Consider the following 24,622-nt stretch of genomic DNA (forward strand, 5'->3'; position numbering starts at 1 on the left):
TCCACGAAAAGCCCTTATCTTTGCGATCCCGTCTGTCAAGCGGGGAATGTGGAAAGATTTGACTGATTGCAAACCACAATAAAAAATCGCTAAAACAGCACGTTTTTTATTTTTCCAACAGCCAATTTTTCCCATTTTAGACGTTTAACCTTAAAAAAAACGGTTCAAAATGGGTTTTTTGTTTACATCGGAGTCCGTTTCGGAAGGACACCCCGATAAGGTCTCGGATCAGATTTCCGACGCCATTCTCGACGAATTTCTTCGTCACGATCCCAATTCGAAGGTCGCCTGCGAAACGCTCTGCACCACGGGCCTTGTGGTCGTTGCGGGTGAAGTGCGCTCGGAGGCCTATGTCGACGTGCAGGGCGTGGCCCGGCGCGTGATCGAACGCATCGGCTATACGAAGAGCGAATATCAGTTCGACTGCAACTCGTGCGGCGTGCTGTCGGCCATCCACGAACAGTCGTCCGACATCAACCAGGGTGTCGAGCGCGACGAGGAGTACGAGCAGGGGGCCGGCGATCAGGGCATCATGTTCGGCTACGCCTGCAACGAGACGCGCGAGATGATGCCGGCGACGCTGATCCTTTCGCACGTCATCCTGAAGGAGCTGGCCGTTATCCGCCGCGAAGGCAAGGTGATGACCTATCTGCGCCCCGATTCGAAGTCGCAGGTGACGATCGAGTACGACGAGCGGACGAACAAGCCGCTGCGCGTCCACACGATCGTGGTCTCGACGCAGCACGACGAATTCATCCGCCCGGGCAACGGCCTGAGCGAGAAGGAGGCCGAGCGGCAGATGCAGGAGCGCATCCGCGAGGATGTGCGCACGATCCTCATTCCGCGTGTGAAGGCGCGTCTGGAGCGTGCCGAAGACAAACTGGCCGACCTGATCGGCGACGACTATATCCTGCACGTCAACCCGACGGGCAAGTTCGTCATCGGCGGCCCTCACGGGGATACGGGTCTGACGGGCCGCAAGATCATCGTCGATACCTACGGAGGCCGCGGTGCCCACGGCGGAGGCGCCTTCTCGGGCAAGGACTCCTCGAAGGTCGACCGTTCGGCCGCCTATGCCGCCCGCCACATCGCCAAGAATCTCGTGGCGGCAGGTGTGGCCGATGAGGTACTCGTCGAGCTGAGCTACGCCATTGGCATCGCCGAGCCGCTGTCGATCTACGTCGACACCTGCCACTCGCCGCGCCCGAAGGCCCTCGAGGGGATGACCGACGGCGAGATTGCCCGTCGCATCGGCCGCCTCTTCGACCTGCGTCCGGCCGCCATCGTGAAGCGTTTCGGTTTGAAGAACCCGATCTTCGAGGCGACGGCTTCGTACGGACACTTCGGCAACCGCCCCTACAAGAAGGTGGTGAAAGTCTGGGAGAAGGGCCGCGAAGTGGAGCGCGAAATCGAGTTCTTCGGCTGGGAGAAGCTCGACGCCGTGGAGGCCATCCGCAAGGAGTTCGGGCTCTGATGCACGAAATTTGCGACAATCGGGACATTCCGCGGGAATGTCCCGATTTTTTTGTGCAAAATGGCATACTAACCCGACAATTCCGACCGTTTATCCCACAAAAGAAATTCAGAACAAAGCCTATGCGGAAAAAATTGCCTCCGAAAGTTAGACACTAAACTCTTGAACAACTATGAAAAAGGCATTTTTGATTTTGGGACTTGTTGCCGTGTCGGCCGCAGCCGGCGGTCTGACAGCCTGGGCCGTGAGCGGAAAGCAGAACGGTTCGGTGGCATACGTCGAGCGCCAGGTCGAGCGTACGCCGGCGCTGGGCAACCACTTTACCTCTTACCAGAATGAACAATATCCCGACCTGACCTATGCCGCCGAGAATGCGGTCAAGGCGGTCGTAAACATCGAGGCCATCCAGCAGGTGGAGATGCCGCGCCGGGGGTATGACCCCTTCCTGGAGTTCTTCGGCATCCCGCAGGATTACGGCGACGGCCGTCCGCAGTACCGCGAACAGCGGGCCGGCGGTTCGGGCGTCATCATCTCGGAGGACGGCTATATCGTGACGAACAACCACGTCGTCGACGGTGCCACGAAACTCCGCGTGAAACTCAACGACGGCCGCATGTTCGACGGCAAGCTCATCGGTACGGATTCGGCCACGGACCTGGCGCTGGTGAAGATCGAGGCCAAGGATTTGCCGACGCTGCCCTTCGGGTCGTCCGATGCGCTGCGTCTGGGCGAGTGGGTGCTGGCCATCGGTTCGCCGTTCGACCTGCAGTCGACCATCACGGCCGGTATCGTGAGCGCCAAGGCGCGTCAGCTGGGGGCCATCCCCAACGATTTCCGCATCGAGTCGTTCATCCAGACCGACGCGGCGGTCAACCCCGGCAACTCGGGCGGTGCGCTGGTCAACACGCACGGTGAGCTGGTCGGCATCAACACGCTGATCAAGTCGCAGACGGGCAGCTACGTGGGTTATTCGTTCGCCATTCCGGAGTCGATCGTCCGCAAGGTGGTCGTCGACCTGAAGGAGTACGGCGTCGTACAGCGCGCCATGCTGGGCATTCAGTTCCGCATGGTGGATCAGGACTTCCTCGACTCGGGAGGCAAGGATCTGGGCATCAAGGAGCTTGGCGGCGCCTATGTGGCCAGTGTCTCGGAGGGTGGTTCGGCTTCGGAGGCCGGCATCCGCAAGGGCGATATCATTCTCGATATCGACGGGGTGAAGATCACCGAGCCCTCGACGCTCCAGGAGCAGATCGCCAAACGCCGACCCAACGATACGGTCAAATTATCGGTAAAAAGGGACGGCAAGGTGAAACAATTTGTGGTCACTTTACGTAATAAGGCTGGTAAAACGGAATTGATGACCAAAGAGGACGTCGACGTGGTCGAGGCCCTTGGCGGAAAGTTCGCCGATGCCGGGACGAAACTGTGCCGCGAACTCGATATTCGGGGCGGTGTACAGGTCGTCGGGATCAAGGCGAACGGGATTCTGGCCCGCGCCCGCGTCAAGCAGGGATTCGTGATTACCCACATCAACGATCAGGCGGTCTATTCGCTGAGCGACATGCAGCGCATGACCGACAAGATCCGTTCGATCGACGGTATCTATCCTAACGGCCGTTCGGCAAGCTACATGCTTGTCGAGTAGCCGGCGATTCGGAGGCGGGTTTCGTGTCGAATGGAACGGAAACATTTTAGGAAGTTAGGATAAAGATATGCGTCAACTCAAGATTACAAAGTCCATCACCAACCGCGAGAGCGCCTCGCTGGACAAATATCTCCAGGAGATCGGCAAGGAGGAGCTCATCACGGTGGAAGAGGAGGTGGAACTCGCCCAACGAATCAAGAAAGGCGATCAGGAGGCCCTCGAAAAACTGACCAAGGCGAATCTTCGCTTCGTGGTCTCGGTCGCCAAACAATACCAGAACCAGGGGCTGAGCCTTCCGGACCTGATCAACGAGGGTAACCTCGGTCTGATCAAGGCCGCCGAGAAGTTCGATGAAACCCGTGGCTTCAAGTTCATCTCCTATGCGGTGTGGTGGATTCGTCAGTCGATTCTCCAGGCTTTGGCCGAGCAGTCGCGTATCGTGCGTCTGCCGCTGAACCAGGTCGGCTCGCTCAACAAGATCAACAAGGCCTTCGCCCGCTTCGAGCAGGAGCACGAGCGTACGCCGTCGCCCGAGGAGCTGGCCACGGAGCTCGAACTCCCGAAGGAGAAGGTGACCGATACACTGCGGGTGGCCGGACGCCACGTCTCGGTGGATGCACCGTTTGCCGACGGCGAGGACAACTCGCTGCTCGACGTGCTGGTCAACCCCGATTCGCCCAACGCCGACCGCGGACTGATCAACGAGTCGCTGTCGACCGAGGTCGAGCGGGCGCTCGAAACCCTGACCGAACGCGAACGCGATATCATCAAGTACTTCTTCGGCATCGGCTGCTCGGAGATGACCCTCGAGGAGATCGGCGAGAAGTTCGACCTGACGCGTGAGCGTGTGCGTCAGATCAAGGAGAAGGCGATTCGCCGTCTGCGTCACTCGTCGCGCTCGAAGCTGCTGAAATCCTATCTGGGATAGAGGGGCCGGAGAGGGCCGAGGACTGAAAGGGTTGGTGCCTTGAGAACCGGAAAAATATGAAAAACCGGAGGCTATAAAACCTCCGGTTTTTTTGTGTCGTTATGTGTCGGGCCGGTGTTGCTCTGGGAGCCGGTGTTGCTCCGGGGAACGGCGGTGTTCCGGAGGGTATCGGCGGTATTCTGGGTCCGGTGATGCTTCGGGGCGGCGGTGTTCCGGAGTGCCCCCTCCTTTGCTTCACCCCCCCCCATCTCCGGATAACCTTGCAGGGCCGGAGAGCACAGGGGCGGCGTGTTTGTGGCGCCTACCAGTCGATGGGCTCCTTGCCCTGGCTGCGGAGGTAGTCGTTGGCCTGCGAGAAGTGGTGGCAGCCGAAGAATCCCCGGTAGACCGAGAGCGGCGAAGGATGCGGCGCCTTCAGAATGAGGTTGCGCGAGGGGTCGGCAATGGCCCCCTTGCGCTGGGCGTAGCTGCCCCAGAGCATGTAGACGATCCCTTGTTTGCGCTCGGCGATGGCCCGCACGACGGCGTCGGTGAAGGTCTCCCAGCCACGTCCGGCGTGCGAGGCGGCTTCGTGGGCCCGGACCGTCAGTACGGAGTTCAGCAGCAGAACGCCCTGTTCGGCCCAGCGGTCGAGATTGCCGCTTGCGGGGATCGGACGTCCGGTGTCGTCGGAGACCTCCTTGAAGATGTTCTGCAGCGAGGGCGGAAAGGGAATGCCGTCCGAGACCGAGAAGCAGAGCCCGTTGGCCTGTCCCGGGCCGTGATAGGGGTCCTGGCCGATGATGACGACCTTCAGCCGCTCGAACGGGCATTTGTCGAAGGCGCGGAAGATGTTGCTGCCCCGCGGGAAGATGCGGTGCGTGGCGTATTCCTGACGCACGAAGTCGGTGAGTTGGGCGAAGTAGGGCTTTTCGAACTCCGGAGCGAGGAGTTCTTTCCAGTCCGGGGCAATCTTTACATCCATGTTACAAGGTGGTTAAACTCGTGTAAAGGTAGTAAAAAGTTCGCGAAAAGGGCTTATCTTCGCTCCGAATTCAAGCATGAAGGATGAAAATGAGGGGATGGATTCTTTTCGCGATGCTCGTCGCGATGACGACGGTCCGGGGCTCGGAACCTGGTGAGGTGCGCAGTCTGATTCTGATGATCGGCGACGGCATGGGGCTGGCTCAGGTCTCGATGCTGCAGCTGGAACAGGGCGATACGCTGACGTCGTTCGATCGGGCGCAGGGGGTGGCACTGATCCGCACCCGTTCGGCCAACAGCCGGGTGACCGATTCGGCGGCGGCCGCCACAGCCCTCTCGTCGGCCTCGAAGACCGGCAACGGCATGTTGGGTGTCGATCTGCAGGGTCATCCCCTGCGGTCGATGATGACTCGGGCCCGTGAGGCAGGGATGCCCACGGGCATTGCCGTGACCTGCTATCTGCAACACGCGACTCCGGCGGCCTTCTATGCCCATGTGCCGGATCGCAACGATACCCGATCCATTACCCGTGATCTGTTGGCGAGTGGCGTCGACGTGCTGTTCGGGGGCGGCTGCAAGTGGCTTGCGGAGGAGTGTCCCGAGGGCGGCAGCGGTCTGGACGCCCTTCGCCGGCGCGGGTATTTTGTCGCCGGTTCGCTCGCGGAAGCCGATACCGTGACGCAGGGCCGCCTCTTGTGCGTGGCGGCCGACGAGCACCTGGCTCCGGCCCTTGGGCGCGGTGATTTCCTGCCCCGGGCGACGCGCAAGGCCCTCGAACTGCTCGATCGCGAGGCGGCACGGCGCGGAACGGGTTTTCTGCTGATGGTCGAGGGCTCGCAGATCGACCTGGCCGGGCATGCCGGTGATATTGCGTGGATGCAGGCCGAGATGCGTGATTTCGACCGGGCGGTGGCCGAGGCGATGGCCTATGCCGACCGCACGCCGGGCGTATTGGTCGTCGTGACGGCCGATCACGAGACGGGGGGCCTTTCGATTCCGGCCCTCGAGGCGGACTTCACCCGGGCCGACAGCGGGATCGACTACCACCTCTCGACGCACAACCATTCGGCCACGATGGTGCCCGTCTATCTCTACGGCACGGGGGCCGACCGTATTCACGGCGTGATGGACAACACCGAACTCTCGCGGCGGATCATGGAGCTGCTCGGCCTGCAGTAGCCGGGGCCGGAGGGACCTTCTGTCGGGATTGAAAAAGGGCCGGACTCAACGTCCGGCCTTTCGGGCCTCTTCGGCATCCTTTTCGAGTTTTTCGTCCTCCTCCCAGTCGAACCAGGGGAAGTCGCGGCGTCCGTCGAGGCGGAATCGCGTGTAGGTGATCGGCAGCCCCATGCCGAGGAAACGCTCCTCGTAGGCGGTCTTCACCGAGAGCACCTCGTCGGCATATCCCGAACCGTAGATGTCCGGCTCGGAGACTTCGCACGGAAGGCCGAAGCGCCGGATCACTTCGTTCGTATAGGCGTAGAGGTGTTGCGAGTCGGTCTTGAGGTTGATGGCACCGTCGGGACGCAGCATCCGGGCGTAATACGCCAGAAAGAGCGGCGAGGTGAGGCGTTTCTTGGCGCGGCGCGTCTTGAGCTGCGGATCGGGGAAGGTGATCCAGAGTTCGGAGACCTCGTTTTCGGCGAAGAGTCCGTTGATGAATTCGATCCGCGTGCGGAGGAATCCGACGTTGGACATGCCGCGCTCGGTGGCGGTCTTCGCTCCGCGCCACATGCGGGCACCTTTGATGTCGATGCCGATGTAGTTGCGTGCGGGGTCGCGTTCGGCCAGCGCGACGGTATATTCACCCTTTCCGCACCCGAGTTCGAGGACAATCGGGTGGTCGTTGTGGAAGAAATCGCGGTTCCAATGCCCCTTCAGCGGGTGGTCGTGGCGGAAGACCTCTTCGAATTCGGGTTGTACGAAGCAGGCAAAGGTGAGGTTCTCGCTGAAGCGACGGAGTTTGTCTTTTCCCATGTGGTCGTGTTGCTGATCGTGTGAATGGTTTTCCTGGGGTCTTGGTGTTTCTGGTTTTTGGGGGACGCAGGGCTTCCGGTCAGCCTGTTGGCCCCATCGGGCTTGCCCCCCCCCTCGGACCGGGTCAGCGGCTCTCCGAGAGTTGGATCCCGATGGCCTCCACCCCGCGGACGGGACGGATCGGCGTGATGAGGAAGCGATACTCGCCCGTACGTCCGAGCCGGACCCGGTGACGGTAGGGGACGAGGTATTCGCGCATCAGGGCTGCGGGTCCGTTCGTACGGGTGAGAGCCAGCAGAAAGGGCTCCTCGAAGCGGAGCGAATCGGGCGAGAGCGCAGCGATGCGCACCGTGAGGGTATCTTCCGTGAAGCGGTCGTTGCAGCGCAGAAAGAGCGCCGCATTGCGCAGCATCACCGTATCGACATTTTCCAGCCGGATTTCGGCCGGAGCCTCCCAGCGCCGCGGCGAGACATCCGCGGCTGCCGTCTGACAGGGTGACGAGCAACCTGTGGCTCCCGCCAGCAGGAGCCCGAGTGTCAGCATCGCCGTAATCTGTTGCAATCGTCCGTTCACCTTTCTCCCGTCCCGGCAACTGCCGGATGTTTTTCTCTATTCGTTGGAACTGTTGACCGGGGCCGTACCTCCGCCATTGGTCTTGCTGCCGTTGGCTTCGCCGTTGCCGTTGTTGCCGCCGTTGCCGCCGTTGCCGCCATTTTGGCCGTTCTGGCCGCCCCGGCGATGGTTGCGGCGATGGTTGCGTCCCCCTTCACGGCGTCCTTCGCGGTTGCCGTTGTTGTTGGCGTTGGCGGTGTCTCCTCCGTTGGCCGGCCGTGCGCCGTTCTCACGCGGCTCCCGGTTATCCTGACTCTCTCGGTTATCTTGGTGGTCTCCCCGGTTTCCCGGACCTCCCTGGTTCTCCTGTCGGTTGCCGCGATTTTCCCGATTGCCCCGGTTGCCGCGATTGTTGCGGCGGCCGTTCTCGGACCGCGGTGCCGAATGGCCGTCATTCGCGGAGGCGGCTCCGTTTGCCGGATTGGTCTCCTGCTCCTTCTGTCCGTTCGGGGTGTTCTCTCCGGCGTTCTGACCCTTGTTGTTGCGGTTCCGCGGGTTGCGGTGCTGGGCGTTTTCCGCCGATTGCTCCCGGGCGGCTTCGTCACCCTGTTCCGACGCCCCGGCCGGTTGCTGGGCCCGGGCCGTCCGGCCGTTCTGACCGTTCGGATTGTTGCGGTTCTTGTTTTTGCCTCCGCGCTTGCGGCGTTTGGCCTGGTCGAAACGCGTGATGCTGTCCTCCTCCGAACGGTAGGTCGGCTCCTCCTCGGTCGGGCGGATATCGTCGGCATGCTGCAGCCGTTCGGCCTTCTTGCCCTGCCGGTTCAGCGCCAGAATCTCCTTCACGCGCGAAACGGGCAGCGTCGTGAGGTTCGACATCGTCTCCTTCGACGAGGAGAAGGTCATCGTTCCGGCCAGCACGTCGCTCTTGACGAGGAACCATTCGCCCTCTTCGGTCTGGAGCGGTTCGCGCAGCCGCGGGAACTCCTTCCGCGCATCGACGTAGGCGTCGTATTCGTACATCATGCAGCACTTGAGCTTCGAGCACTGCCCGGCCAGCTTCTGCGGATTGAGCGAGATGTCCTGCACGCGGGCCGCACCGGTCGTCACGCTCGAGAAGGTCGACATCCACGACGCGCAGCACAACTCACGGCCGCAGGCTCCCAGACCGCCGATGCGGCCGGCCTCCTGACGGGCGCCGATCTGCTTCATCTCGATGCGGATGTGGAATCGCTCGGCGAAGACCTTGATCAGTTCGCGGAAGTCGACTCGCTCGTCGGCGATGTAGTAGAAGATGGCCTTGATCTTGTCGCCCTGGTACTCGACGTCGCCGATCTTCATGTTCAGCCCCATGTCGGCGGCGATCTGACGCGAGGCGATCATCGTTTCGTGTTCGAGGGCGATGGCCTCCTGCCAGCGTTCGATGTCGTAGGGTTTGGCCTTGCGGTAGATCTTCTTGTACTCGCCGTTGTAGGGGTTGAAGCCGATGCGTCGCATCTGCCGGGCCACCAGGTCGCCCGTCAGCGAGACGATTCCGATGTCGTGGCCGGGCGAGGCCTCGACGGCGACGATATCGCCGCGCTTGAGGTCCAGGTGGTTGACATTCTGATAGAACGACCGCCGGGTGTTCTTGAATCGCACCTCGACGATATCGGTCGGTTCGTTAACGGGATATTCGTCGAGCCAGGGGGTCTCGTGCAGTTTGAAGCAACCGTCGCAAAGCCGGACTTCGGGTTCGGCGCCGCAGTTGCAGAAGGCGCATCCGCGACCCACTTCGGGTTTGAAGGCGCCGGTATCATGTGTTTTTTCGATCTCCATTTCGGGTATAATTTGCGTAAAGATACGAAAAAAAATTGAATCCGCCGTCTAAACTTTTGCCGTTCGGAGTCGCCGCACGCTGTGGCGGATGCGCAGGATCATCAGCAGGGCGGCCGCCGAGAGCCCGAACGAGAAGCCCAGGAAGAGTCCCGAGGGCCCCATTCCGAGGGTGAATCCCAGCAGATAGCCCACCGGGAGGTTGAGCAGCCAGTACGACACGAAGGCGATGGGCATGATGATGCGCACGTCCTGGATACCGCGCAGAATGCCCACCGAGACATTCTGCAGACCGTCCGAGAGCTGGTACAGCGCCGCCAGCACGAGCAGTTGGGAGGTGATGGCGATGACCTCGGGATTCGAGGTGAAGAGCGTCGGGATGACATGCCGCAGCGAGATGAAGAGCACGGCGGCCAGGGCGTTCCAGGCCAGCACGAGGTGATACGAGGCCCGGGCGGCCAGCGAGAGTTCGCCGAAGTTGCGGGCGCCGTAGCAGTGGGAGACGCGGATCGTGGTGGCGGCGCCGATCGACATGACGATCATGAAGGCGCAGTTGCCGATGGTCATGGTGATCTGGTTGGCGCTGAGGGTCTGCTTGTCGAACCAGCCCATCATGATGCCCGTGCCGACGAAGGCCGATGATTCGAGGAACATCTGCAGCGAGATCGGGCCGCCCATGCGGAAGAGTTCGCCGATGCGCCGCAGCGAGAAGCCCCGCCACGAGAACCACCCGAAATACTGCCGGTAGCGGCTCCGGGCGCAGAAGTATCCGATCATGATCGCCATGCCGATCACGCGGGCCAGCAGGGTTCCCAGTCCGGCCCCTTCGGCCCCCATCTCGGGGAATCCCCAGTGGCCGTAGATGAATATCCAGTTGAAACCGATGTTGGCCACGTTGGCGACGATCGTGGCGTACATCTCGGCGCGGGTGTTCCCGACCCCTTCGAGGAACTGCTTGAAGGCGAAGAAGAGCATCACCGGCGGCATGCTCCAGACGAGCATCTTGTAGTAGGGGATGGCCATGTCGACCACGTCGGCCGGCTGGCGCATGTGGTAGAGCAGCGGGATGGCGGCATACTGGATGGCGGACATCGCCACCCCGAGCAGGCCGTAGAAGAGGATTCCGTTCTGCAGCAGGCGGGCCGAGTGGATGCGGTCGCCCTGTACGTAGCGCTCGCCCACGAGCGGGGTCATGCCCATGGCGATGCCGATCGAGGCGATGAAGAGGATGAAGAAGACCGAGCCGCCGAACGAGACGGCAGCCAGCGGCAGGGGGTCGTTGCCGCCGTAGCGGCCGACCATCAGATTGTCGGTGAACTGCGTGAGAATCTGTCCCAGCTGGGTCAGTACCACGGGCAGGGCCAGACGCAGATTCTGTCGGTATTGTTCCTTGTAGGTCGAAAAACGGTACATCATGCGGATCGTTTCGGAACGGCAAAGGTACAAAAATCTTTCCGAAAAGTGCACTGGGCCGCCCGGCTATTTGGCCGGGGCTTCCGTGGTTTCGGGCTCTTCGTCGCGGCGGTGTGTCGCTACCCGTCGGACAGCAGTTTGCCGGCGAGCTGTTCCGGAGGCTGGGGCAGTGATCCCCGCGGTGGGTGCGGACAAACGCAGGGCGGACGGATTCTTTGTGAATCCGTCCGCCTTTTTCACAGATGCCGGGGAGGTCGTTCCGGCCGCCGCCGTGTCAGGCCACGCGCAGCCGGATGCCGTGCTGCTTGTCCGATTCGACGATCACGGTGCCGCCGGCCGGCAGTTTGCCGTCGACGATCAGCGTCGAAAGCGGCTCTTCGACCTCGTCGGTGAGGGTGCGTTTCAGCGCCCTGGCTCCGTAGCGCGCCTCGTAGCCCATGCGGGCCAGGCGGCGTTTCGCACCGTCGGTGATGCGCAGCCGGTAGCCCAGCCGGCGGGTGCGGTCGAGCAGCTGCCGCAGCTCCAGATCGACGATGCGCTCCACGTCCTCGACCCCGAGCTGGCGGAAGACGACGATGTCGTCGATGCGGTTGAGAAACTCCGGCGAGAAGGTGCTTTCCAGCGCCTTGCGGTATTCGGACTGCGGGGTGCTGTCGACGGCCAGGTGCTTCGAAGGGGTGGCGAAACCCACCTGTGCGGAGCGGACGGCGACGGTTCGCGATCCGACGTTCGAGGTCATGATCAGGATCGTGTTGCGGAAGTCGACCCGGCGTCCCGCACCGTCGGTCAGATGGCCCTCGTCGAAGATCTGCAGCAGGGCGTTGAAGACCTCGGGATGGGCCTTCTCGATCTCGTCGAAGAGCACCACGGCGTAGGGCTGCCGGCGGACGGCTTCGGTCAGCTGTCCGCCCTCGCCGTAGCCGACGTAGCCCGGAGGGGCTCCGATCAGCCGGGCGACGTTGTGCTTCTCGGCGTATTCGCTCATGTCGATGCGGATCAGCCCGCGGCGTTCGTCGAAGAGCCAGCGCGAGACCTCCTTGGCCAGCAGCGTCTTGCCCACGCCCGTGGGCCCGACGAAGAGGAAGACGCCGATCGGCCGCCGTTCGTCCTTCAGTCCGGTGCGCGAGCGGAGAATCGTCCGCGAGATGCGTTCGACGGCCTCCGGCTGGCCGATGACCCGGCGGGCGAGGTGGTCGCCCAGCTGTTGCAGACGATGCTGCTCGCCGGTGGAGAGCCGTTCCGTGGGGATGCCCGTCATCGAGGCCACCACGGCGCGGATCTGCTCCTCGCCGATCTCGGCCGGATGCGTCTCGAGACGCTGCCGCCATGCGTTGCGGCTCTCGTCGATCTTCGTGCGCAGGGCCATTTCGCGCAGCCGCGCCGTGGCGGCCCGCTCGTAGACCAGTTCGCGAACCGCCTCGCGGTGTTCGCTGCGCGCCTGCTGCAGTTCGGCCTCCATGTGGCGCAGCTCTTCGGGCTGGGCGGCCGATGCGAGGTGGACGCGCGATCCGGCCTCGTCCAGCAGGTCGATGGCCTTGTCCGGGAAGTATCGGTCCGGGATGTAGCGGTCGGCCAGCTGCACGCACGCCTCAAGGGCCTCTTCGGTGTAGCGCACGCGGTGGTGGTGTTCGTAGTGCGGGGCGATGTGGTGCAGGATGCGCAGCGTCTGTTCGGGAGTCGTGGGCTCGACCATGACGCGCTGGAAGCGCCGTTCGAGGGCCGAATCGCTCTCGATGTCGGCGCGGTACTCGTCGAGTGTCGTGGCGCCGATGACGCGGATCTCGCCCCGGGCCAGTGCCGGTTTGAGGATGTTGGCCGTATCGAGGCTTCCCTGCGTGGCGCCGGCCCCGACGATCGTATGGATCTCGTCGATGAAGAGGATCGTGTCGTCGGCGCTGCGCAGCTCGTCGAGGAGCTGTTGCAGACGCTCCTCGAACTCGCCGCGGAACTTCGTTCCGGCGACTACGGCGGCGAGGTCCAGCGCAAAGAGCCGCTTGTCGGCAATCGTGTAGGGGACCTCGTCGCGCGCGATGCGCAGCGCCAGCCCCTCGACGATGGCACTTTTGCCCACGCCCGCCTCGCCGATCAGAATCGGATTGTTCTTCTTGCGGCGCGAGAGGATCTGCACGACGCGTTCGATTTCGGCGTCGCGTCCGATGACGGGGTCGATGCCTCCGTCGCGAGCCAGCCGGGTAAGGTCGGTGCCGAACTTGTCGAGCAGTGCGTTTTTCCCGGCCGGGCGGTTTTCCTCGTGGAAATTCAGCAGGTCGGTCATCGGGATTTCGATGTGCAGGCCGTCGCCCGAGGCGAAGCGGCGGAGCCCCTCGGCGATGGTGGCGGCCGTGATGCCGTACATCTCCAGCACGCGGGCCGTGACGCTCGCACGCTCTTCGGCGATGCGTTGCAGGGCGTGGGCCGTGGAGATGCTCTTCACCTCGGGGAACGCTTCGAGCAGTTCGCGGGTGAAGTTGCGGTAGAACTCTTCGGGCGATCCGTCGTCGGGGCTGCCCGCTGCGTCGATTTCGCGTTCGATGCGCAGGCGTACCTGGTAGAGTTCCCAGTCCCTGAGACGGGCCGAAAGAAGTTGGTAGGCCAGGGACCCCTCCTCGCGCAGCAGTTCGAGCGTAAGTCGGTCCTTGAGCGAGCGGGTGATCTCGGCCTTGGTGGTGTTGAATGCCGCCCGGGCGATGATGCCCTCCAGCGTCTTTGAGATTTTCGGTTGCATGTTGCGTCGTCGTTAGAATTCGCATCACTAACGGCCGGACGCTTCTGTTTAGTATATGGCCGGAATCGTCTATTCGGACACCTCCGTGCTATCTGCCTGACGGCGGGGCCATTCGCCGACCTCCATGTCGTGCATTTCGCCGCCATCGATCTTCAGGCGGATGGCCGTGCGGACCCGGTGGAAGCCGCGTTCGCCGGCGGCCCCGGGGTTGACGGCCAGCATCTCGTAGACGGGGTCGTAGATCACCTTCAGGATGTGCGAGTGGCCGGCGATGAAGAGCTTCGGCCGCAGCGCCTGGATCCGGGCGACGGCCCGCGGATCGTAGTGGCGCGGATAGCCGCCGATGTGGGTCATCAGCACCCGCACCCCCTCGCATTCGAACGACTGGAAGAGCGGGTAGACGCGGCGGGTGATCCCGTCGTCGATGTTGCCGCTCACGGCGCGCAGGGGCTTGAACGCAGCGATGCGGTCGGCCAGCTCGAGCGAGCCGATGTCGCCGGCGTGCCAGATTTCGTCGACATCCTTCAGAAATTCGCGCAACGGTTCGTCGAAGGTCCCGTGCGTATCGGAGATGATTCCTATCCTTTTCAATGCTGCTTCGATTAGATTATCGGTAGGTCGATGAACAATGTATAGACAACGGTCCTGCCATCGGCTTTTTTTACGGTATATATGGTTTCTCCCTGAAGGTCCAGCCCTTTCCGCTGCTCTTCCCAAGGTATATCTTTCACCGGACGGCCGTTTATGGCGATGATGATATCCCCGATTTCGATGCCCGCCTTTTCGGCTATGCCGTCTCTGTAGAGTCCATTGACAACCCAGCCGTCGCAGATGTCTGTACGGTCAAAAGCTGCCATGTGTGTTACGGACGACTGCATGTAGGTCCCTTTGTCCGCATTCCGCTTCACCCACACCGAAGCGTTTGCCGGATCCAGGACAATATCATATAGCGACCATATCCCGTTGCCAATCAAACCGAGGTAGGGTTTGTCGGACGACAGGGCTCCCTTTTCATTGAGCGAATAGCTTATTACGAGGTTCCTGAGCGTATCGGCCATGCAGAATTTTGCCGCCCGTATCGTAACTTCGTCCGAGCCGCCCCCGATTCCTCCGGCTTGAGTGCGGAAACAGGCTTTGGGCAGCTCTCCCAGATTGAGTGTCGAGGCTGCTTCATTTGTGAGAATAACGGTGGAGCCGCATCCCAAATCCATTCTGAACCATCCCTCCAGCGTATTTTTATCGTCAATCTGCAGCCTTGCCCTAATATCGATGCGGTTGTTTTCGAATCGGGCTTCGAGTTTCACGTAATCGGCAAGCCTTTCGGTCGGAACGGGCGCTTTGAGCGGAAGCATGTAGCCCTCGCTGAAATTGATCTCCAGAGGGGATCTTAACAGGTGCGTATTGCCTAACAAGCCGTCCGTATGCCTCCCCAGAATATCACGTAACGCGATTATGGGGGTAATCTTGTTTTGATATTCCATTGTTCCGCAACGGATCCGGACCGGGTCGATAAAGATCTCCGTGAGTTGGGGTCCGCTGTTTCCCGCCCCTCCCATTTTTGCCTTGCCCCTTCTTCCGAAAGCGTCTTGAAGATCGTTGAGCTTCAGGAAGTCCTTGTCAAGATAGAGAAAATCGGCTCCGGTATCGTAAACAACGGTAACGGGAATCGAATCATTCAGGGTAACCTGAAGGTACAGATGCCTGTCAAAGATAAACGGAATCGCTCCATCCGGAACTGCGGCGACGCTCTTCAAGGAGAACAGAACCGGAAAAAACAGATATGCCAGGGTGTTTCTCATAATTTGATGTGGTATTTTTGTGGTAAGGCGTCGAGGTATCGTATGCCGAGACCGCTCGCACCGGGACCCGCATGTGGTCGCTGTTCTATTTATACTTCTCTTTCCAGAGGCGAGCGATGCGTTCGGCGATCTTGGCCTCGGCGGCATTCTGTGTGTCGGGTTCGTAGAATTTCGTCCCCGCGAGCGATTCGGGCAGGAACTCCAGCTCGGCGAAGTGCCCCTCGTAGTCGTGGGCGTACTTGTACCCCTCGGCATAGCCCGCCTGCTTCATCAGCCGCGTCGGGGCGTTGCGCAGGTGGAGCGGCACGGGACGGTTCGTCGTGTCGTGTTCGACCATCGCGAGGGCCTTGTTGATGGCCATGTAGGCCGAGTTGCTCTTGGCCGAGGTGGCCAGATAGATGGTCGTTTCGGCCAGCGTGATGCGGGCCTCGGGCATGCCGATCTTATGCACCGTGTCGAAGCAGGCGTTGGCCAGCAGCAGGGCGTTGGGATTGGCCAGCCCGATATCTTCGGAGGCGAGGATCACCAGCCGCCGGGCGATGAAGCGCGGCTCCTCACCGCCGGCCAGCATCCGCGCCAGGTAGTAGATGGCGGCGTTGGGGTCGCTGCCCCGAACGGACTTGATGAAGGCCGAGATGATGTCGTAGTGCTGTTCGCCGTTCTTGTCGTAGAGGGCGATGTTCTCCTGGAGGCAGTCCTGCACGTATTGGTCGGTGATCGTCACCTTGCCGTCGGTGGCCCCCACCACGATGTCGAGAATGTTGAGCAGCTTGCGGGCATCGCCCCCCGAGAAGCGGAACAGCGCCGCGGTCTGCTGCACCTCGATCTGTCGTTCGCGCAGTTCGGTGTCCTTGGCCAGTGCGCGGTCGAGCAGTTTCTGCAGGTCGGCATCCTCCAGCGCCTTGAGGATGTAGACCTGACAGCGGCTCAGCAGCGGGGAGATCACCTCGAACGAGGGGTTTTCCGTAGTGGCGCCGATCAGCGTGACGATCCCCTGCTCGACGGCCCCGAGCAGCGAATCCTGCTGCGACTTGTTGAAGCGGTGGATCTCGTCGATGAAGAGGAACGGGGGCTGCTGGTCGAAGAACCGCTGCTTGCGGGCCGACTCGATCACCTCGCGGACCTCCTTGACGCCCGACGTGACGGCCGAAAGGGTGAAGAACGGACGGTTGAGCTGCGAGGCGACGATCCGCGCCAGCGTGGTCTTCCCGACTCCGGGAGGCCCCCAGAGGATGAACGAGGGGACGTTTCCCGTCTCGAAGAATTTGCGGAAGACGCCCTTCGGACCCACGAGATGTTCCTGCCCGATGTACTCATCGAGGGTCTGCGGGCGCAGGCGTTCGGCTAAGGGGATATTCGGCATGATTCGACGCGTTTTGACGGATCAAAGATACGGAAATAATAATGAGAAACATAAAAATGGATCAATCGTCGATTGATCCATTTCTTATTAATTATGAAAAGCTATAGTATGATTGGCATATGTATTCCATGATGGTTCATAATCATCAGAAGCTTGGTTTCCCCACATGTCCCATCCTTCTCTATTTCCTCTTGCAAATAGTTCGAGATAAGGAGATTGCGAACAATTTTCAATCAAAGTAATAAATTCATCGGGTTTTCTTGAATGTTCGCGTTTTATTGATCGTATTAAATTTACTTGGCTTCTACCAGCTTTTAGTGTTCTATTATTTTCACCTCTGATTCCGAATAACAAGATTTCTGTGACATTTCTAAAATAGAAGCCTACACCCCTGCCGTCAGGAAAACCGTCTTTTCTAATTTTTTCCCAAATAATATTTGTTTTATATTCAAATCCCCAAGCCTTCATCACTTCTAGGCCTTCAGGCAAGAGAGCATTGGGAACCCATAAATATAAATGACATTTGGTGTCGGCAACTTCTGAAACCGGAAGACTTTTGATCTCTTCAAGGGTCATGGTTTCATATCTTGTAAGTCTTTTGTGTTCTGGCGCAACTTTTCCAGTCCTGTTTTGAAACTGCCATGGAGGGTCGGCATAAATTGTTTTGTACTTTTTACCCGCTGTATAACACTTAAGGCTATCTATTGTTTGTTCTAATATAGATTTCATAATAAAGACTTATTCATATCCTTCAACACAAGCTTTTTTTATCCCTACAGCTAAAACTGGACACCCTCCATTTCTTCGGGACTTAAGACGATATTCTAGTTTTCCCAGCCAAGTTGTGCTTGCACCATATTTTTTTATAAGAGGGTTCCCTTGTCTGTCTTGTAGGTTTTTGAATATGTCATTAAGTTCTTTGGAACGGGTAACGATTAATCCAACATCAATTAAGCCGCAATCGAAGTATGTTCTTAAAGCAAGTAGGTCTCGATCAAATGTTTGATCTTTACTATTCCATTCTAGGTCAAAAGCAACCCTCCCTTTTATAAAGTCAATATTATGTCCGTCGATATAGCCTTCAATGATTTTTTGGTCAAAAGGTTCGTCAGTAAAACGTCCTCTCTGATTTGCTCTCCGGGGATATATTTTGACTAATAAATCTCCTGTTATTCTAAGTTCTTTCCAGCCTCGGGGATATAAAAAATCATCGAATTTTTTAGGTATAGCAGTTTCATTTCCTCCTGCAGAAGTTATATCTTCGGTCGATATGACTAACTGTTCCAAGCAATCCTGAATTTCTTGCCATTCGTTAGGAAAAGCTTCACTTAGAATTTCTAAAGCATGTCCAAAATTGAGAAATTCATATTTGGATAAGAGTTGTTCTCGAATATAATTTGCCATGCCTATTTGATTATTAATCCTATGCCTCGGGCTTGCGCAGCGTGAGGTAGAGTTCGTCGAGCTGCGACTGGTCGATGAAGTTCGGCGCGTCGAGCATCATGTCGCGGCCGGCGTTGTTCTTCGGGAAGGCAATGTAGTCGCGGATCGAGTCCGAACCGCCGAAGAGCGCGCACAAACGGTCGAAACCGAAGGCCAGACCTCCATGAGGGGGTGCGCCGTACTTGAAGGCGTTCATCAGGAAGCCGAAACGGGCCTGAGCCTGTTCGGGCGTGAAGCCCAGCAGTTCGAACATCTTCTCCTGGAGTTTCGAATCGTGGATACGGATCGAGCCGCCACCGATCTCCGTACCGTTGCAGACGAAGTCGTAGGCGTTTGCCCGCACGCGGCCCGGGTCGCTGTCGAGGAATTCGATATCCTCGGGTTTGGGCGAGGTGAAGGGGTGGTGTACGGCGTAGAAGCGCTGCGTCTCGTCGTCCCACTCGAACAGGGGAAAGTCGACGACCCACAGCGGCGCGAACTTCTTCGGATCGCGCAGCCCCAGCTGCTGGGCCACCTCCAGACGCAGGGCGCACAACTGCGGCAGCACCTTGAACTTCTTGCCGCAGAGGATCAGGACCAGGTCACCGGCCTTGGCGCCGCAACGCTCGGCCATGGCGCGCACCTCCTCGGGCGAGTAGAACTTGTCGATCGACGACTTGACGCCACCTTCGGCCTCCATACGGATCCAGATCAGCCCCTTGGCGCCGATCTGCTGCCGTTTGACGAACTCCGTGAGGACGTCGATCTGCTTGCGCGTGTAGGTGGCGCAGCCCGGAGCGGCGAAGCCGGTGACGTATTCGGCCTGGTCGAAGACCGAGAATCCGTGTCCCTTGGCCAGGTCGGTCAGATCGGAGAACTCCATGCCGAAGCGCAGGTCGGGTTTGTCCGAGCCGTACTTCTCCATGGCCTCGATCCAGGGCATGCGGCGCAGCGGCTCGGTGAAGTCGATGCCCAGCACGGTCTTGAACATGTGCTTGGCCCAGCGCTCGAAGACCTCGAGAACGTCCTCCTGCTCGACGAACGACATCTCGCAGTCGATCTGCGTGAATTCGGGCTGACGGTCGGCGCGCAGGTCCTCGTCGCGGAAGCAGCGCACGATCTGGAAATACTTGTCATAGCCGGCCACCATGAGCAGCTGCTTGAGAATCTGCGGCGACTGCGGCAGGGCGTAGAACTGGTTGGGCGACATGCGGCTCGGGACGACGAAGTCACGGGCGCCTTCGGGCGTCGAGGCGACCAGATAGGGGGTTTCGATCTCGAGGAACCCCTCGTCCGAGAGGAAGCGGCGGATCTCCTGGGCCATCTTGTGGCGCAGGATCAGGTTGCGCTGCAGGGGCGGACGCCGCAGGTCGAGGTAGCGGTATTTCATGCGCAGGTCGTCGCCGCCGTCCGAGACCTCCTCGATGGTGAAGGGCGGGATCTCGGCTTCGTGGAGCACCGTGATGCGGCGGGCCGAGACTTCGATGTCGCCCGTGGGCATCTTGGGGTTCTTCGACTGGCGCTCGACGACCTCGCCCTCGACCTGGATGACCCATTCGCGGCCCAGGCGGGCGGCCGTCTGGCGGGCTTCGGCGGGGGAGTGCTCCTCGACGACGATCTGCGTCAGGCCGTAACGGTCGCGCAGGTCGATGAAGGTCATGGCGCCGAGGTTTCTGACTTTCTGCACCCACCCGGCCAGGGTGACGTTTTCGTGGACATTGCAGGCCCGGAGGCACCCGCAGGTATGAGTTCTGTACATTGACGTGTAAGTTTGTTTGTCCGTGAGTGAACGTAGGTTTGTTTCAAACAACCCACAAAGGTAATAACTTTTGCGGAGAAAAAGCCGCCGGGGCTGAAAAAAAGGAGCTCCGGAGTCGGAACCCCGTTGCGGGGAGTTGCGAAAATTTGGAAAATCGCGGAAAAATCGCGTTTTTTGCAGAAAAACCGATATGGATCAGCGTCAAATCGATGAAAAATTCATGCGCCTGGCACTAAACGAGGCCCGAAAAGCGTTTGATATGCAGGAGGTGCCCATCGGGGCGGTCGTCGTGTCGGGCGATGCGGTGATCGGCCGCGGGCACAACCTCGTGGAGACCTTGTCCGACCCGACGGCCCATGCCGAGATGCAGGCCCTGACGGCTGCCGCCTCGACGCTCGGAGGTAAGTATCTGCCCAAGTGTACGCTCTATGTGACGGTCGAACCGTGCATCATGTGTGCCGGGGCGATCGCGTGGGCACAGGTGGGCCGGGTGGTCTGGGGCGCGGACGATCCGAAGCGGGGTTTCCGCCGCTACAGCGAACGGGTTTTCCACCCCAAAACGGAGGTTGCGAGCGGTGTGCTGGCCGGAGAGTGTGAAGCGCTGATGACCTCTTTTTTCGCCTCGTTGCGGAATTAAATTTGGCAAAAGCGGAAATTTTTTTGTATTTTTGTCCCCAACGCGCCCTACACGGACGTTTTGATGACTCGGAACCTAAAAAATTAAAACGATTGAAAATGAAAATGAAAAAGATTTTTGTTTCGGCCGTAGCGCTGATGGCGGCCCTGTCGCTTTCGGCACAGGATGTGGCGACGCTCTACAACGAAGCCGGCGCGGCGTTCAACGCCAAGGATTACGCCGGCGCCGCAGCCAAGTTCGAGCAGGTGATTGAGCTGGGAGGCGACAACGAGGAGGTGGCCACGCAGGTTACCACGGCCAAGTCGACGCTGCCCAAATGCTACTACTACCTGGGCGGAGCCGCCATCAGGACCAAGAATTACGACGAGGCGCTGAAGAACTTCTCCAAGTCGGCCGAGCTGGCCGAGCTCTACGGCGACATGTCGCAGGCTGCCAAATCGAACGGCTGGGTGGCCAAGATCTACCAGCTGCAGGGCGGTGAGGCCTTCAACAACAAGGACTATGTGACGGCTGCCGGCATCTTCGAGAAGGGCTACAAGGCCGATCCCGACAACACGGCCATGGCGCTGAACCTGGCGATGAGCTACTGCGAGATGGGCGAGTACGAGAAGGGTATGGACATCTACGAGGCCATTGCCTCCAAGACCCACCCGAAATATGCCGAGGACGTGGCCAAGGCCAAGGAGATGATGGCCCTCTATACGAACAACAAGGTGGCCGAGATGCAGACTGCCGGTGATTTCGACGGCATCATCAAGCTGGCCGACGCACAGCTCGAGAAGAACCCGGAAAGCGCTCTGTTCCAGAACGTGCGCCTGCAGGCCTATGCCAACAAGAAGGACTACGACAAGGTGATCGAACTGGCTCAGGCTGCTGCCGATGCCCAGACCGAGGAGGAGGACAAGAGTCTGATGTACTACCTGCTGGGTGCCGCCTACAACGCCAAGGAGATGAAGGCTCAGGCCATCTCGGCCTTCCAGAAGGTGACGGCCGGACCGGCTGCCGAGAATGCCAAGGCTGCGCTGACTGAACTGCAGAAGTAATTTCGACGCCGGAGTTCTCCGGTGCGGATGATAGAAGGAGCGATCCCGCTTGCGGGGTCGCTCCTTGTTTTTCTCCAGCCTTCTTTTCCCGCGTGGAAGAGACTCCGGTACGATAGTGCAGGAAACCGGGCCACATCATTCAACGCAACGACATGGAAAAGCAAACGTATGAAAGCCCGGAGATCGAGGTGCCGGGGCTTAGCGTCGGGTCACGCATCGCATTCGCCTCGAGGCGGCCGTTCCGGCGTCGCGCACGCAGGGGCCTCCTCCTATACGCTTTACGCCTGTTATCCCTATTCAGCTGCGGTCCGTCTCTTCGGGGGCGGGCCGCACGTCGTCGCAAGGCCTTGCGGCCGGCTCCGCGGCGATATTGCCGCGGATGCGCTCCAGACCGCTGCGTGTCAGCGGCGTCTGGCCGCAGCGGCGTTCGAATTCCGCTTCGTCCATCTTCCGCCACGCCGCGGCATCCATGCCGCGCGGATCGAACACGGGATCGAATGCCCGGTTGCGGTGGAGCGGGGCGCGGCGGTTCCAGGGACAGTTGCTCTGACAGGCGTCGCAGCCGAAGATCCAGCCGTGGAGATCGATCCGTTGTGCGGGTTCGCGTTCGATGGTGTGGCACGCGATGCAGCGTGCCGTGTCGATTCCCCGCCCGGGCATCACCGCCCCCGTGGGGCAGCTCTCCACGCAGGCGCGGCACGTTCCGCAGCGTGATTCGCCGAAGGGCGTGTCGTAGCGGTCGCACTCCTCGCAGAGAATCAACTCGCCCAGGACGAGGAAACTCCCCAACTCGGGGGTCACCAGCAGCGACTGGCGTCCGATCCATCCCAGCCCGGCCTCCACGGCCAGCAGCTTTTCGGCCAGCGGAGCCGTGTCGACGAAGACCCGTCCCCGGAGTTCGGGCGAAGTCTCGCGCAACCCCTCGAACAGCTGGCGGAGCATTCCGCGCAGCAGCGTGTGGTAATCCACGGCGCAGGCATACGAGGCGATCTTCGTGCGGTGAGCGGCGGGATAACCGTCGCTGACGACGTTCTTGTATCCCACGGCGCAGACTACGGCCGTGCGGGCCCCCTCGACCAGCAGCCGCGGATCGAAGCGCTTCTCCGTATTCCGCTCCAGATAGGCCAGCGACGACTGGTAGCCGCAGGCGATCCATTCGCGGAAACGCGACTCGCCCTCGTCCAGGTGACGGCACGGTGCCACGCCGCAGAGATCGAACCCCGTCTCCGCGGCGAGCCTTTTGATATTCGAATGGTCGAGCATATTGATATTTTACGCCAAAAATAGTATTTTTTGGTTGGAAATTCGTAACTTAGCCCCGTAATATTGCGTTCCTTTCACGGATAACAAGAATACGTCATGATTATCAATACCCTGTACGAACTGGTTCGCAACAGTGTGGAGAAGTTCGCATCGCGGATCGCCTACTCGATGTTCGACGGCGAGGATGTGACTTATGCTGAAGTGGGCCGTCGTATTGCCCGTGTGCAGGAGATCCTGACCACCTCGGGGCTTCGTCCCGGGGACAAGGTCGCCCTGCTGAGCAGCAACATGCCCAACTGGGGCATCTGTTATTTTGCCATCACCTCGGCCGGCATGGTCGCCGTGCCGATTCTGCCCGACTTCTCGGGCGAGGAGCTCGACATGATCATCGAACACGCCGAAGCCCGGGCGCTGCTGGTCTCCGACCGTCTCTTCACGAAACTTTCCCGCAAGACCATCGACCGTCTGAATGTCGTGGTCCGTACGAAAAATCTCGGTGTCATTGCCCAGCACGTCCGGGAGGAGGGGGCCACGGCCATCCCCAAACCCGACGATCTGGCCGTGATCATCTATACGTCGGGTACGACCTCCAAACCCAAGGGCGTCATGCTGACCCATGCGGCCCTGTGCCGGCAGATCGACCTTTCGTCTTCGATCTTCCCGGTTCATTGGGACGATATCTTCCTCTCGGTACTGCCACTGTCGCATACCTACGAGTGCTCGATCGGCATGATCTACCCCTTCTCCGAGGGAGCTCGGGTGGTCTACCTCGACCGTCCGCCCACGGCCTCGGCCCTGATGCCGGCGCTGCGCAGCGTGCGGCCTACGGTGATGCTCATCGTGCCGCTCGTGATCGAGAAGATCTACCGCCATCAGGTGTTGGCCAAGTTCAACTCCAACGGCTTCTGGCGCACTGCCTACCGTGTGGGCTTCCTGCGTCGCTATCTCAACCGGGTGGCGGGCAAGAAACTCATGAAGGTCTTCGGCGGCCGGATGCGTTTCCTCGGAATCGGCGGCTCGAAACTCGATCGGGGAGCCGAACGCTTTCTGCTGGAAGCCCGTGTGCCCTATGCCATCGGTTACGGACTCACCGAGACGGCTCCGCTGCTGGCCGGTGCGGCGCCTTCACAGGTGCGACTGGGCTCGACGGGCCCCCAGGCGCCGGGCGTGCAGCTGCGGCTGGATAACGTCAACCCCCAGACGCGGCAGGGCGAGATCGTCGCCCTCACGCCGAGCATCATGCTCGGCTACTACAAGAATCCCGAGGCTACGCGCGAGGCCTTTACGGCCGACGGGTGGTTCCGTACGGGCGACCTGGGCGAATTCGACAAGGACGGCTGGCTCTACATCAAGGGGCGTCTGAAAAACATGATCGTGGGCCCCGGCGGAGAGAATATCTATCCCGAGGATATCGAAAGTGTATTGAACTCGCATGTCTGCATTGCCGATTCGATTGTTACGGAGCACGAAGGGCGTCTGATTGCCCTGGTTCACTTCAATCGCGAGGAGATTGAGTCGATGATCGATAACTGGCGCGAGGAGTGGGCGACCAAGAAGGAGGCGTTGGAGGCCAAGACCGAACAGTTGAAGAAGGAGATCATGGAGTTCGTCAATGCGAAGGTGAACCGTTTTTCGCGGATTTCGGAGGTAGTTGAGGAGAAGGAGGATTTCGTGAAGACGCCGACGCAGAAGATCCGGCGGTTCCTCTACAACAAGAACGGTTCGAAGAACAAGCCTTCCGAGCATCCCACGCCCGAGAAATCCTGACCGGAGGCCCCGGAGGCCGGGAGGAAGAGCAGGAGCGGATGGAATGTCCGGTTGGAGGCCCCGGAGGCCGGAGGAAGAG

The 24,622-nt window shown here is 60.2% G+C and carries 20 protein-coding genes; 7 read left to right on the forward strand and 13 right to left on the reverse strand.

The features are described 5' to 3' along the window. Window positions 1-169: 169 nt before the first annotated feature. The 3 genes from metK to B5E60_RS07700 all read left to right on the forward strand — a co-directional run bounded on the left by metK (window position 170) and on the right by B5E60_RS07700 (window position 4,047). Window positions 170-1,474, forward strand: coding sequence for a methionine adenosyltransferase (gene metK, locus B5E60_RS07690; RefSeq protein WP_087310931.1), 1,305 nt, complete (start codon window positions 170-172; stop codon window positions 1,472-1,474). Between the two features lie 172 nt (window positions 1,475-1,646). Then, on the forward strand, window positions 1,647-3,119 hold the full coding sequence (locus B5E60_RS07695; RefSeq protein WP_087310932.1) for a trypsin-like peptidase domain-containing protein: 1,473 nt from the start codon (window positions 1,647-1,649) through the stop codon (window positions 3,117-3,119). Between the two features lie 67 nt (window positions 3,120-3,186). Then, on the forward strand, window positions 3,187-4,047 hold the full coding sequence (locus B5E60_RS07700) for a sigma-70 family RNA polymerase sigma factor (protein ID WP_087310933.1): 861 nt from the start codon (window positions 3,187-3,189) through the stop codon (window positions 4,045-4,047). A 301-nt stretch (window positions 4,048-4,348) separates the two neighbouring features. Here B5E60_RS07700 and ung read toward each other — a convergent pair whose 3' ends face one another. Further along, the gene (gene ung / locus B5E60_RS07705) at window positions 4,349-5,011 is read right to left on the reverse strand and encodes a uracil-DNA glycosylase (protein ID WP_087310934.1); all 663 of its coding nucleotides are present in this window, start codon (window positions 5,009-5,011) and stop codon (window positions 4,349-4,351) included. Window positions 5,012-5,094: 83 nt separating this feature from the next. Between ung and B5E60_RS07710 the strand changes: the two genes are divergently transcribed. Next, window positions 5,095-6,189: an alkaline phosphatase gene (locus tag B5E60_RS07710; RefSeq protein ID WP_087310935.1), complete on the forward strand. Its 1,095-nt coding sequence runs from the start codon at window positions 5,095-5,097 to the stop codon at window positions 6,187-6,189. 45 nt (window positions 6,190-6,234) lie between these two features. Here the strand turns inward: B5E60_RS07710 and trmB are convergent, their stop codons facing one another. From trmB to aspS, 11 genes are all read right to left on the reverse strand, one after another. Beyond that, on the reverse strand, window positions 6,235-6,987 hold the full coding sequence (gene trmB, locus B5E60_RS07715) for a tRNA (guanosine(46)-N7)-methyltransferase TrmB (protein ID WP_087310936.1): 753 nt from the start codon (window positions 6,985-6,987) through the stop codon (window positions 6,235-6,237). 124 nt (window positions 6,988-7,111) lie between these two features. Further along, on the reverse strand, window positions 7,112-7,549 hold the full coding sequence (locus B5E60_RS07720) for a hypothetical protein (protein ID WP_239403271.1): 438 nt from the start codon (window positions 7,547-7,549) through the stop codon (window positions 7,112-7,114). A gap of 48 nt (window positions 7,550-7,597) precedes the next feature. Next, a complete protein-coding gene (gene ricT, locus B5E60_RS07725; RefSeq protein ID WP_087310938.1) occupies window positions 7,598-9,355 on the reverse strand; it encodes a regulatory iron-sulfur-containing complex subunit RicT in 1,758 nt (585 codons plus the stop codon). Window positions 9,356-9,403: 48 nt separating this feature from the next. Beyond that, entirely contained in the window at window positions 9,404-10,765 is a 1,362-nt protein-coding gene (locus B5E60_RS07730) for an MATE family efflux transporter (protein WP_087310939.1), read from the reverse strand. Between the two features lie 274 nt (window positions 10,766-11,039). Then, window positions 11,040-13,490 (reverse strand): ATP-dependent Clp protease ATP-binding subunit, encoded by a 2,451-nt coding sequence (locus tag B5E60_RS07735; protein ID WP_087310940.1) that lies wholly within the window; start codon window positions 13,488-13,490, stop codon window positions 11,040-11,042. A gap of 69 nt (window positions 13,491-13,559) precedes the next feature. Then, window positions 13,560-14,081 carry a metallophosphoesterase family protein gene (locus B5E60_RS07740; RefSeq protein ID WP_087310941.1) on the reverse strand — a complete coding sequence of 174 codons (522 nt, stop codon included), beginning with the start codon at window positions 14,079-14,081 and terminating at the stop codon, window positions 13,560-13,562. An 11-nt stretch (window positions 14,082-14,092) separates the two neighbouring features. Then, entirely contained in the window at window positions 14,093-15,289 is a 1,197-nt protein-coding gene (locus B5E60_RS07745) for a PDZ domain-containing protein (RefSeq protein WP_087310942.1), read from the reverse strand. A gap of 85 nt (window positions 15,290-15,374) precedes the next feature. Next, the gene (locus B5E60_RS07750; protein ID WP_087310943.1) at window positions 15,375-16,652 is read right to left on the reverse strand and encodes a replication-associated recombination protein A; all 1,278 of its coding nucleotides are present in this window, start codon (window positions 16,650-16,652) and stop codon (window positions 15,375-15,377) included. An 87-nt stretch (window positions 16,653-16,739) separates the two neighbouring features. Beyond that, window positions 16,740-17,381 (reverse strand): MT-A70 family methyltransferase, encoded by a 642-nt coding sequence (locus B5E60_RS07755; RefSeq protein ID WP_087310944.1) that lies wholly within the window; start codon window positions 17,379-17,381, stop codon window positions 16,740-16,742. 9 nt (window positions 17,382-17,390) lie between these two features. Further along, complete coding sequence (locus tag B5E60_RS07760) at window positions 17,391-18,056, reverse strand: BglII/BstYI family type II restriction endonuclease (protein WP_087310945.1); 666 nt, start codon at window positions 18,054-18,056, stop codon at window positions 17,391-17,393. Between the two features lie 19 nt (window positions 18,057-18,075). Continuing rightward, a complete protein-coding gene (gene aspS / locus B5E60_RS07765; protein WP_087310946.1) occupies window positions 18,076-19,833 on the reverse strand; it encodes an aspartate--tRNA ligase in 1,758 nt (585 codons plus the stop codon). A gap of 190 nt (window positions 19,834-20,023) precedes the next feature. Here aspS and B5E60_RS07770 point away from each other — a divergent pair, with 190 nt between their 5' ends. Together B5E60_RS07770 and B5E60_RS07775 are read left to right on the forward strand one after the other, a co-directional pair. Further along, on the forward strand, window positions 20,024-20,470 hold the full coding sequence (locus B5E60_RS07770) for a nucleoside deaminase (RefSeq protein ID WP_087310947.1): 447 nt from the start codon (window positions 20,024-20,026) through the stop codon (window positions 20,468-20,470). A 104-nt stretch (window positions 20,471-20,574) separates the two neighbouring features. Next, window positions 20,575-21,513, forward strand: a complete 939-nt coding sequence (locus B5E60_RS07775; protein WP_087311020.1) for a tetratricopeptide repeat protein — start codon at window positions 20,575-20,577, stop codon at window positions 21,511-21,513. A 297-nt stretch (window positions 21,514-21,810) separates the two neighbouring features. Here B5E60_RS07775 and queG read toward each other — a convergent pair whose 3' ends face one another. Continuing rightward, window positions 21,811-22,776: a tRNA epoxyqueuosine(34) reductase QueG gene (gene queG, locus B5E60_RS07780; protein WP_087310948.1), complete on the reverse strand. Its 966-nt coding sequence runs from the start codon at window positions 22,774-22,776 to the stop codon at window positions 21,811-21,813. 96 nt (window positions 22,777-22,872) lie between these two features. Between queG and B5E60_RS07785 the strand changes: the two genes are divergently transcribed. Then, window positions 22,873-24,543, forward strand: a complete 1,671-nt coding sequence (locus B5E60_RS07785; RefSeq protein ID WP_087310949.1) for an AMP-binding protein — start codon at window positions 22,873-22,875, stop codon at window positions 24,541-24,543. Window positions 24,544-24,622: the final 79 nt, after the last annotated feature.

The sequence above is a fragment of the Alistipes sp. An116 genome (assembly GCF_002161005.1).
GTDB lineage: Bacteria > Bacteroidota > Bacteroidia > Bacteroidales > Rikenellaceae > Alistipes > Alistipes megaguti.

What these genes read in the sequence shown, in the direction of transcription:
- B5E60_RS07775 (WP_087311020.1), top strand. Translation starts at nt 20,575, where the DNA reads ATGAAAAAGATTTTTGTTTCGGCCGTAGCGCTGATGGCGGCCCTGTCG.
- trmB (WP_087310936.1), bottom strand. Translation starts at nt 6,987, where the DNA reads ATGGGAAAAGACAAACTCCGTCGCTTCAGCGAGAACCTCACCTTTGCC.
- B5E60_RS07735 (WP_087310940.1), bottom strand. Translation starts at nt 13,490, where the DNA reads ATGCAACCGAAAATCTCAAAGACGCTGGAGGGCATCATCGCCCGGGCG.
- B5E60_RS07750 (WP_087310943.1), bottom strand. Translation starts at nt 16,652, where the DNA reads ATGCCGAATATCCCCTTAGCCGAACGCCTGCGCCCGCAGACCCTCGAT.
- ung (WP_087310934.1), bottom strand. Translation starts at nt 5,011, where the DNA reads ATGGATGTAAAGATTGCCCCGGACTGGAAAGAACTCCTCGCTCCGGAG.
- metK (WP_087310931.1), top strand. Translation starts at nt 170, where the DNA reads ATGGGTTTTTTGTTTACATCGGAGTCCGTTTCGGAAGGACACCCCGAT.
- B5E60_RS07730 (WP_087310939.1), bottom strand. Translation starts at nt 10,765, where the DNA reads ATGTACCGTTTTTCGACCTACAAGGAACAATACCGACAGAATCTGCGT.
- B5E60_RS07700 (WP_087310933.1), top strand. Translation starts at nt 3,187, where the DNA reads ATGCGTCAACTCAAGATTACAAAGTCCATCACCAACCGCGAGAGCGCC.
- B5E60_RS07755 (WP_087310944.1), bottom strand. Translation starts at nt 17,381, where the DNA reads ATGAAATCTATATTAGAACAAACAATAGATAGCCTTAAGTGTTATACA.
- B5E60_RS07785 (WP_087310949.1), top strand. Translation starts at nt 22,873, where the DNA reads ATGATTATCAATACCCTGTACGAACTGGTTCGCAACAGTGTGGAGAAG.
- ricT (WP_087310938.1), bottom strand. Translation starts at nt 9,355, where the DNA reads ATGGAGATCGAAAAAACACATGATACCGGCGCCTTCAAACCCGAAGTG.
- queG (WP_087310948.1), bottom strand. Translation starts at nt 22,776, where the DNA reads ATGCTCGACCATTCGAATATCAAAAGGCTCGCCGCGGAGACGGGGTTC.
- B5E60_RS07770 (WP_087310947.1), top strand. Translation starts at nt 20,024, where the DNA reads ATGGATCAGCGTCAAATCGATGAAAAATTCATGCGCCTGGCACTAAAC.
- aspS (WP_087310946.1), bottom strand. Translation starts at nt 19,833, where the DNA reads ATGTACAGAACTCATACCTGCGGGTGCCTCCGGGCCTGCAATGTCCAC.
- B5E60_RS07760 (WP_087310945.1), bottom strand. Translation starts at nt 18,056, where the DNA reads ATGGCAAATTATATTCGAGAACAACTCTTATCCAAATATGAATTTCTC.
- B5E60_RS07710 (WP_087310935.1), top strand. Translation starts at nt 5,095, where the DNA reads ATGAAAATGAGGGGATGGATTCTTTTCGCGATGCTCGTCGCGATGACG.
- B5E60_RS07695 (WP_087310932.1), top strand. Translation starts at nt 1,647, where the DNA reads ATGAAAAAGGCATTTTTGATTTTGGGACTTGTTGCCGTGTCGGCCGCA.
- B5E60_RS07745 (WP_087310942.1), bottom strand. Translation starts at nt 15,289, where the DNA reads ATGAGAAACACCCTGGCATATCTGTTTTTTCCGGTTCTGTTCTCCTTG.